The sequence below is a fragment of the Belnapia arida genome (assembly GCF_016773205.1).
GTDB lineage: Bacteria > Pseudomonadota > Alphaproteobacteria > Acetobacterales > Acetobacteraceae > Belnapia > Belnapia arida.
In genome coordinates this window covers 1-8,687 of record NZ_JAETWB010000080.1, presented here as the reverse complement: position 1 = coordinate 8,687, position 8,687 = coordinate 1, and the positions used below count along the sequence as shown (strand labels likewise).

The window sequence follows — 8,687 nt, the reverse complement described above, 5'->3', positions numbered from 1 at the left end:
GAGCAGTTCATTGTCCATGATCTCCAAAGTGGGACTTCAGGCCTCATCCTGCCCGGATAGGCTCGCAACAGAGCAAGTGCGTCATAGGAGAATACGGCGCGCGAGAAGCCACCCAAAGTGACTGCGGTTTTGCAGAGGTGAGTACCGCCCAAAACCTTCGCGACTGAGTGATCTCGGTGGCTGGTCAGTCAGCCGCAGGATGCGTCCGCCCCGCTGTGTGACGCGATGCCGTGCGGCATGAGGGCCAAAAAATATCCGTCTAGGAGGCAATCATGCTGAATCGACGTTCCGCTATCGCTGCGGCCGCCGCGTTGGCTGTTCCGCATCTCGCACGCGCCGCCGATACCACCGGTATCTCTTCTAGCGAAGTTCGCATCGGCAACACCGCACCCTACAGCGGCCCAGCCTCGGCTTATGGAACTATTGCCCGCTGCGAGGCCGCCTTCTTCAGAATGGTGAACGAACAGGGCGGGGTCGCCGGACGGAGGATCACATTCATCAGCTATGACGACGGCTACAGCCCGCCGAAGACGGTGGAGCAGGTTCGCCGCCTCGTCGAGCAGGATCGCGTAACCTGCCTCTTCCAGAACATTGGGACGGCTAGCAACAGCGCCATCGTGCGCTATGCCAACCAACGGAAAGTGCCACATCTATTTGTGGGATCGGGCGCGGACAAGTGGGGCAATTACCAAGACGCTCCTTGGACTATTGGCTGGCAGCCGAGTTATCGCATTGAGGCTCAGATCTACACGCACCACATGCTGCGCGAGCGACCGGACGCGAAGCTCGCGCTGCTCTACCAAAATGACGATTTTGGCAAGGATTACGTCGTGGGCGTGCGCGACGTGCTGAAGGACAGGTTCGATTCCGTGGTGCGAACTGCATCCTTCGAAGTTTCAGATCCGACCGTCGACAGCCAGGTACTTTCATTGCAGTCGAGCGGAGCCAACGTACTGCTCACAGCTGCGACACCGAAGTTTGCAGCGCAAGCAATCCGCAAGGTCTATGATATCAGCTGGCGTCCGGCGCTGCACTTCCTGACAAATGTCTCGATTTCAGCAGGCGCGGTGATGAACCCAGCCGGCCCGGAGAAGGGCAAGGACATCATAACCTCTGCCTACTTAAAGGACCCTACGGACCCGAGCTGGAAACACGACCCGGGGATGACGGAATGGCGCACTTTCATGCAGCGGTACTACCCGGATGGTGACCTGACCGACGCCGGCAACATCTTCGGCTACGGCATCGCGGCCACTCTGCTCCAAGTCCTCCGTCAGTGCGGCAAGGATCTGTCGCGTGAAAGCCTCATGCGCGAGGCCGCCAATCTGCGAAAGGTGGAGGTGCCGGTGCTGCTGCCTGGCATCAGCGTCGACACTAGCCCAACCAACTTCCACCCGATACGCCAGATGCAGCTGGCGCGATGGACGGGAAGCACCTGGGATCGGTTTGGTGGAGTCTTCGAAGGAGCGACAGCCAGCTGACCCGCAGACGCTGGGAGTTCGTGACCTAAGTGCATTTGCGCTTGGGAGGAGCGCCTACCGGCACGAACCCGGCCGCCAGCTTCACGGTCCGGGTGCCGCTGGCGTTGATGTTTGGCTGTCTGCATCCAGCGGCCATCTCAGACGAGCTTGCAGATCGGTCTGTCAAACGGCGATGGAGCTGCGCCGGGGGGAAGAGTTAGGGAGAAATTGCAATGCGAACCGTGCTGTGCGACCGCCTTGGCATTGAATTGCCGATCATTCAGGCGCCGATGGGAGGAGCTGCCGGCCCAGCACTTGCGGCGGCCGTCAGCAACGCCGGCGGCCTCGGCATGCTCGCGCCCTGGCGTTTGGATTCGGCGGGCCTGCGGCAGCAGATTCGTCAAACCCGTGCCCTCACCGACAGGCCTTTCGGGGTCAATTTCGTAATCGCCTTTCCCCAAGAGGAACGCCTCGACATTTGCCTGGAGGAGGGCGTCACCATTGTCTCGTCATTCTGGGGCAATCCGGAGGCCTTCGCCGCCCGGGCTCATGCCGGTGGCGCGACAACGGTCTTCCATACCATCGCCGGAGCCGATGAGGCGCGCCGAGCCGTGGACTGCGGCGTGGACGTCGTTGTGGCCCAGGGCTGGGAGGCGGGCGGGCATGTCTGGGGCTCCGTGGCAACCTTGCCGCTCATTCCAGCCGTCGTGGACGCCGTTGGACCAGTGACGCCCGTGGTGGCGGCCGGTGGCATTGCTGACGGGCGTGGGCTCGCCGCGGCGCTGTGCCTCGGCGCGACCGGCGGCTGGATTGGCACACGCTTCCTTGCCAGCGAAGAGGCCGCGGTGCATCCGCGTTACAAAGAACTGCTCTTTGGAGCACAGGAGACGACGACCATTCATACAGGGCTCTTTGATATCGGCTGGCCTGACGCCCCCCATCGGGTGCTGCGCAACAGCACGGTCGAGACATGGGAGACGGCGGGCAGGCCCGCTCCGGGTAGCCGGCCTGGTGAGGGGGACCTCGTAGCCGCCTCTGCCTCGCGCGGGCCGATCGAGCGGTATCGCTCCTACACACCGGCACCCGACGCTTCGGGCGATATCGAAGCGCTGTCGCTCTGGGCAGGCCAGGGCGTCGGCCTGGTCAAACACGCGCAGCCTGCCGGGAGCATCGTGCAGCAGATTGCCGACGAAGCGCGAGCCATACTTCGCAGTGTTCAGCAGCTGGCCTGAGCGGCCACAGCGGCGCATGACGGTGCCGTCTCGGCGCTGCCGCCTGTTCAGGGCTGCAGTGGAAGGACCACTGTCCGCCTTTCTTGATCAACAAGGGCTGCGTCCGCTCGGTTCACTTTAAAGAAGTCAGGTGCTTCCCAACGAACGACCGGCATGCGTGTGAAGCTGCCGGCCCTGGGACATGGCGCACTCGGTCGGTGTTCCATTCGAACGGTCGAGGAACCGGAGCACGTCCTGTGTTCAGGCGCTCCTGACAGCGTCGATCATGATCGAGCGCCATATCTGCGCTGGCAAACCACCACTCGACACGCCGAGCATGGGCGTGCTATCACTGTTTCCCAGCCACACGCCCGCCACATACTGCTCGGTGAAACCAACGAACCAAGCATCGCGGCTGGCAGTGGTCGTTCCGGTCTTCCCAACTGCCCAGAAGCCCGGATCGGCGGCCTTTCCGGTACCTCGCTGCACCACACCCGAGAGCATTTGCCGCATGAGGTCGGCATGCTGAGGCTTTATGGTTTGCCTGATGTCCGACCCTGCTGGAAGCACCCGCACCAGTATCTCGGCGCCTGTTGGATCTTGGACCCGCTGCACTGAGTAGGGTACGACCATTCTGCCGCGATTGGCCACGCAGGCGAAAGCCGCCGTGAGATCAACCAGCTTCGCCTCATAGGTTCCTAGCGCCAGGTCACCGGCCTCGCTTTCGAGATTGCTTCCCACGTTCAGCGCCTTGATGAGTGCTCTGACGGCAGTGGTGTTTTGCATGGCCAACCGAACGGAAGCCGTGTTGGGAGACTTCTCCAATGCCGCAGACAGCGAGATATCGCCAAGATACCTGTCATCGAAGTTTCTGACGGGGCGGCCACCAAGTGTCAGGGCAGCATCGCTAACCGTTGTGTCGGGCGTACTGCCTTCCTGAAGTGCAGCGAGATAGACGAAAAGCTTGGCTACGGAACCTGGCTGCCGTCTGGCCTGGGTGGCATGATCCCATTCCTTCTGTTTGTAGTCACGTCCGCCGACCAGAGCCACCACCGCGCCGTCATACCGCATGACGACCACGGCGCCTTCCTCAATCTGCCGTGCTCGGGCGTGTTGACGAAGGGCTTGCTCCAGGTGCCTCTCGGCGGCCGCCTGGATTTTCAGGTCCATTGTTGTTGTGATGGTTCTCGTGCCACGTCGCGCGGATGACACGGAATTTGCATTGGCTTCGTTCTCGGCCCAACGGGCGAACCAGCCGATCTGCGTGCTTCGGGGATAGAATCCCCCCAGGCCGATTTAGCGGCCGCTATCGTCACGTTTTGCGCTTTGGCACGATCTGCGGCAGATCGGGTGAGGTAGTCGGCATCGACCATCTGCTCGATCACTCGGAAGCCCCGGTCGCGCGACAGCTGGAAATTCCGATGGGGGTTGAACCGGTTGGGTGCGGGAGCAGCCCAACCATCATGGCCGACTCCAATATGCTGAGGTTGCGCGCGTATTTGTTGAAATAAACCCGGGCGGCAGCTTCAATTCCGTAGGCACCGCCGCCAAAGAAGACTCTCTTAAAATAAACAAACAGGATGTCCTCCTTGCTCAGGTTGAGCTCCAGGATCGGCGCAAGTACTGGTTCTTCCAGCAGCTTTCGTACGATTGGGCTGTGTTCCTTGAGGTAGATCTCCTTGACGGTCTGCTGGGTCAGTGTGCTGCCGCCTTGGGTGCGCCCCGTGAGCGTGGACCACACAGCGCGCGCCATTGCCCTTGGCTCCAGTCCCCAGTGCTCGTAGAAACGGCGGTCCTCACTGGCCACCAATGCGTCGACCAGATGTTTGGGTATCCGGGCGAAAGAGACCGATGGACCGTAATATGCTCCGCGCGCACCAATGAAATCACCCTCCGCGCTGAGAACTCGCACTCCATCCTCGCGGTTGTCCGTGATTAGCTGGCTGGCATCGATGAGTTTCAGTGCTCTGGCATCGTGCGGAGCTGCGGCTGCCAAGCCCAACAGCCCGAGGAACTGCCTCCGATCCAAGGTGCTTTCAGTTGACGTGGGCACTGCCGGGTTATGCCTCCTGGCCCGGTGGGATGGGCTCAGCGACAACCAACAACATGCAGTCTGTCGGCGGCAGGCGCCATTTCCGCGGCTGAGCGCTTTGTGATGCCGGTAACGGTGGATCAAGGTCGGCTTTCAAGCGTCAGCGAACTTCGGAAATCGCTATCACGGCGTCACGACCGGGTTTGCTTGGAAGCGGCCTGTCCGTTTCCGAAACAGCAGCCACTTGTAAGGTGGGCCGACCTGATCGCTCCTGGCCCTGAGCAGACGCTTCTGCGCCGTGGTGAGCGGGATTGCGACGCCGCATCGGGCTCTTTAGTATCGGCTGCACATCAAGAGTTGACAAACGCCCAACGCCAACCTGCCCGCCCAGACAAAGTAGCGCGCCAGCGAGGGGGACGTGGCCAGGCCAGCAACCAAACGGGTCACTGCCAACGCGCCCGTCCTGCCCGATGCAAGGAAGGTGGACATGGCGCGCGGTGTTCCGATCTGGCCTGACAATCTCGATTGCAACCCAACCTCACGCGCCGCTGGTTCAGGCAGGACTGTATCCCTTTCCTGCTGGAAGCCGTTCTGATGCGCGTTGCCGTCCTCGCTGACGCCCACGGCAACCTGCTTGCCTTGGAAGCCGTGCTAGCTGACATGCATGCGCAAGCGCCCGACCTCATCGTCAACCTCGGCGACTTGACCATCGGCCCCTTCGACCCGGTGGGCAACGCTGATGCGCAGATCGCGCTGGGATGCACGACCTTGGCTGGCAAGCACGAACGCAACCTCATAGAGGGCGACGACGCTAGCGGTTCCGTCGCCTTCGCACGCCCTTGTTGTCGGCAACGCACATGGCCTGGATCGAAACCCTGCCTGCGACGCCGCGGCTCGTGGGTGGGGAGGTGTTCGCCTGTCACGGTAGCCCTGCCGGCGGCGACCTCGACTATTTGCTCGATGACGTGCAGAGCGGCCGATCTGTTCTTGCCTCTGAGACGCGATCTTGCCGCGACTGGTAGGCATCGGCTCCGCACGTCTCGTCCTATGAGGCCACACGCACATGCCCCGCGTGGTCCGGGTCGGCGATGTGACGGTGATAAACCCTGGCAGCGTTGGGATGCCCGCCTACACGGACGACGGCCCGGTGCCGCATGTGATCGAGACCGGAGCGCCACACGCCCGCTATGCAGTCATTACGCGCGGGTCGGAAGGGGTGTGTTCGGCTGATCTGCGCGCCGTCGCCTACGACTGAGATCAGGCAGCGCAGCAGGCGCGAATGAATGACAAGTTGGGCGTAGCCCGCTGGACGGCGACGGGGCGGGTTTAGGGATGTCAGATCGCTGCTGACGACATGGATGAGGTCCGCTTCCCACCCTCTTCGGCGCTAGCCCTGACGGGGAGGGCGATCGCGGGAGGCGACCCTCTGCGGACTTTCTGAAATCTTCTAGTGCGACCTTCTCCAGCAAGGGCATGTTCACCCCTGAACCAAGGCGGTGGACTGGCATGCCCATCCTGCATTTCATCACACATCCAGAAGTCGTCATCGATCCTGTAGTGCCAGTGACGGAGTGGCCGCTATCTCCTGAGGGCATACGACGGATGAAGCTGGCGCTCGAGCGGCCCTGGATGAGCCAGTTAGGCTCAGTTTTCAGCAGTTCCGAGCGCAAAGCCACCGACGCCGCCCAGCTGATATCGGATTGCTTCCATCTCTCGCTGGTCATCATTGAGGAACTTGGCGAGAATGACCGATCGGCTACCGGTTACCTTCCCAAAATCGAGTTTGAGGCAGTTGCCAATACCTTCTTCGCCCAGCCGGAGAAGAGCGTGCGCGGTTGGGAGCGAGCGATCGATGCCCAACAGCGGATCATCGCCGCCGTCGATCGGGTCATTGCCGAGGCAGCCAGTGATGCGGAGGTTGCCATCGTCTCCCATGGTGGCGTTGGTGCTCTCCTACTCTGCCACCTCAAGGATGTGCCGATCAGTCGGGCCGAGGACCAGCCAGGCTCTGGAGGGGGATGCGTCTTTTCCTTCGACCGGAAAAAGCGCGCTCTACTCTCCGGTTGGCGCCGGATCGAGGATTAAAGGTCTGCTCAACGTCCAACTCGGCTATCGACCTACCGAGCAACTATGTCCGCTTTCGGGAAGACAACAATGGCGAGTGGGCGGCCGAAACGGGCGCCAAGCGGCACGGCTGTGATGGCACGCCGACGCCAGCCACATCGACCGTCACCGCTGCCTGCTGCGAACGCTCAGGTCGTTGCAATTTAGGCACAACGACAGGCGACTGGCTGGCCAGCCAGCGCTATCACGGCTTCGTAATGAGCAAATTCGAACGCTTAGTCGCCAAAACTAACGTGTTGGTTGAGCGGCAGGGTGAAGCCGCCGATTGCGGTAGGGGGACGCTGATGCAAGTTCTGGTCGTCGAGGACGAAGCGCTGATCCGGATGCTGGTTTGCGACTTGCTGGAGGAAGCAGGCTTCGCCTGCACAGCGGCGGCTGACGCCGCGGAGGCTCTTGCGTTGATTGATGATGGTAACCTTGGGCCAGATATCCTGGTCACAGACTTCAACCTCGGCCCTGGTCCAAATGGTCAGGTCCTCGCCGCGGAAGCGCTGCGACGCCTGCCTGGACTTGTCATCACCTTCATCACGGGCAACCCCGAAGCATTTGACGAGTACCCGCTTGGGCCTCGGGAGTGTCTAGTTGCAAAGCCGTTCTCCGGCCCCGAGCTTGTCAACACTATATATGGGCTGCAGGTGCCCCGATCTTCAGCCCCTCCGATACAGCACGCTCAGCGTGCTACAGACCAACCTGTTGCACACGCAGCGCTGGTGGCCTGACCAAGGCCAGCGCTGTCGTTGACCAGCAAGCCGCACTTTTTACTGCAGGCCGATCCGTGCTGTTTTCGCAACAGTCTGTGAAGGACGGTGGAAGCCGACTTCGACCTCACCGATTCTCTTTGCGTAATCAAACTGAGTTGTCCGTAATGCCCTGAGCTGAAGACGTAAAGGTGGCGTCCGTATTTAGTATACGAAACGCCACGCATGCTACGAGGTCAGGGCGGACATGGTGCAGAGTTTGAAGGGCGTACGGGTCCTCGTCGTGGAGGACGAGGCACTGATCGCCATGTTGATCGAGGATCTGCTGACGGAAGCGGGCGCCATAGTCCTTGGTCCAGCAACGACCGTTGGTGAAGCGCTGCAGTTCATCGAGCGCAAGCCGGATGCCTCTTTTGATGCTGTTTTGCTCGATCTCACCCTAAAGGGCGAACTTGCAGTCGCTGTGGCCGATCAGCTCATGGCTGCTGGTATTCCATTCATGTTTGTCACAGGTAAGGACAAAACCTCGCTGGAGCCGCGGCACTGGACGGTGCCGATCCTTGTAAAGCCATTTGACTGCGACAGCTTGGCCTCTGGCGTCAGCGCTATGATCTCCGCCGCCAACGACATCGTTGGGCGGGAGCGATGTCCCGTAGCAGGCCCCCGCCGAACGCTTCCTCCAAAAGGTTACAGCTACATCCGGCGGCATCGTGCCTCTCGGCGGCCAAGGCCGATACCAGTCGCTATCCAAGGTTTGGACAGCACGATGGAGAGCAGCGGCCCAAGCTTTTTAGCAAGTGTGGAGCAATCGGCGTAGGCCCTCATATTGCGGTAGCAGCGGCCAAGACGTTCGATGGCACCAGCGCGGCTGACAGCATCATCCGCGTCGACTTGGCACAGCCCTATGAGGAGTGGTATGCGCGTAGCGGTGGCGCGCACCGAAGTGACGGGGGTTGGTGCTTCGGGGGACAGGCTTATCTCTGCAAAGGCTGGGTGCGCTTTGTCTGCTATTAGGAAGGCGAGCGTAGGCAGTACAGACTGGACATGGGCGCACAGCCGCTAATGCTCGCTGCCGGACGGCAACCTTAGTGTCCATCCGGGAACAGATCGAGTGATTTGAATCGGTTGTGATTGGCTGCCGGCGGCGGGTGCGGGAAGAAGG

8 protein-coding genes and 1 pseudogene are annotated in these 8,687 nt (G+C 61.3%); 7 read left to right on the top strand and 2 right to left on the bottom strand.

The window, feature by feature from the left end; all coding sequences use genetic code 11:
- Positions 1-272 precede the first annotated feature (272 nt).
- Positions 273-1,481, top strand: a complete 1,209-nt coding sequence (locus JMJ56_RS31810; protein ID WP_202835887.1) for an ABC transporter substrate-binding protein — start codon at positions 273-275, stop codon at positions 1,479-1,481.
- A 212-nt stretch (positions 1,482-1,693) separates the two neighbouring features.
- Positions 1,694-2,692: an NAD(P)H-dependent flavin oxidoreductase gene (locus JMJ56_RS31805; protein WP_202835886.1), complete on the top strand. Its 999-nt coding sequence runs from the start codon at positions 1,694-1,696 to the stop codon at positions 2,690-2,692.
- Between the two features lie 240 nt (positions 2,693-2,932).
- Here JMJ56_RS31805 and JMJ56_RS31800 read toward each other — a convergent pair whose 3' ends face one another.
- Positions 2,933-3,841: a transglycosylase domain-containing protein gene (locus JMJ56_RS31800; RefSeq protein ID WP_202835885.1), complete on the bottom strand. Its 909-nt coding sequence runs from the start codon at positions 3,839-3,841 to the stop codon at positions 2,933-2,935.
- 211 nt (positions 3,842-4,052) lie between these two features.
- Positions 4,053-4,700: a biosynthetic peptidoglycan transglycosylase gene (locus JMJ56_RS31795; RefSeq protein ID WP_202835884.1), complete on the bottom strand. Its 648-nt coding sequence runs from the start codon at positions 4,698-4,700 to the stop codon at positions 4,053-4,055.
- 597 nt (positions 4,701-5,297) lie between these two features.
- Between JMJ56_RS31795 and JMJ56_RS36310 the strand changes: the two are divergent.
- The 5 genes and pseudogenes from JMJ56_RS36310 to JMJ56_RS31775 form a co-directional block, all read left to right on the top strand.
- Positions 5,298-5,408: pseudogene (locus tag JMJ56_RS36310) on the top strand (metallophosphoesterase); the annotation flags it as partial.
- Between the two features lie 358 nt (positions 5,409-5,766).
- Positions 5,767-5,958, top strand: coding sequence for a hypothetical protein (locus JMJ56_RS34550; protein WP_236039007.1), 192 nt, complete (start codon positions 5,767-5,769; stop codon positions 5,956-5,958).
- Positions 5,959-6,209: 251 nt separating this feature from the next.
- Complete coding sequence (locus JMJ56_RS31785; protein ID WP_236039005.1) at positions 6,210-6,788, top strand: histidine phosphatase family protein; 579 nt, start codon at positions 6,210-6,212, stop codon at positions 6,786-6,788.
- A complete protein-coding gene (locus JMJ56_RS31780) occupies positions 6,722-7,546 on the top strand; it encodes a response regulator (RefSeq protein ID WP_202835882.1) in 825 nt (274 codons plus the stop codon). Before JMJ56_RS31785 ends, JMJ56_RS31780 begins: the two co-directional genes overlap by 67 nt.
- 226 nt (positions 7,547-7,772) lie before the next feature.
- The gene (locus JMJ56_RS31775; protein WP_202835881.1) at positions 7,773-8,342 is read left to right on the top strand and encodes a response regulator; all 570 of its coding nucleotides are present in this window, start codon (positions 7,773-7,775) and stop codon (positions 8,340-8,342) included.
- Positions 8,343-8,687: the final 345 nt, after the last annotated feature.

What these genes read in the sequence shown, in the direction of transcription:
- JMJ56_RS31810 (WP_202835887.1), top strand. Translation starts at nt 273, where the DNA reads ATGCTGAATCGACGTTCCGCTATCGCTGCGGCCGCCGCGTTGGCTGTT.
- JMJ56_RS34550 (WP_236039007.1), top strand. Translation starts at nt 5,767, where the DNA reads ATGCCCCGCGTGGTCCGGGTCGGCGATGTGACGGTGATAAACCCTGGC.
- JMJ56_RS31785 (WP_236039005.1), top strand. Translation starts at nt 6,210, where the DNA reads ATGCCCATCCTGCATTTCATCACACATCCAGAAGTCGTCATCGATCCT.
- JMJ56_RS31800 (WP_202835885.1), bottom strand. Translation starts at nt 3,841, where the DNA reads ATGGACCTGAAAATCCAGGCGGCCGCCGAGAGGCACCTGGAGCAAGCC.
- JMJ56_RS31805 (WP_202835886.1), top strand. Translation starts at nt 1,694, where the DNA reads ATGCGAACCGTGCTGTGCGACCGCCTTGGCATTGAATTGCCGATCATT.
- JMJ56_RS31780 (WP_202835882.1), top strand. Translation starts at nt 6,722, where the DNA reads ATGCGTCTTTTCCTTCGACCGGAAAAAGCGCGCTCTACTCTCCGGTTG.
- JMJ56_RS31775 (WP_202835881.1), top strand. Translation starts at nt 7,773, where the DNA reads ATGGTGCAGAGTTTGAAGGGCGTACGGGTCCTCGTCGTGGAGGACGAG.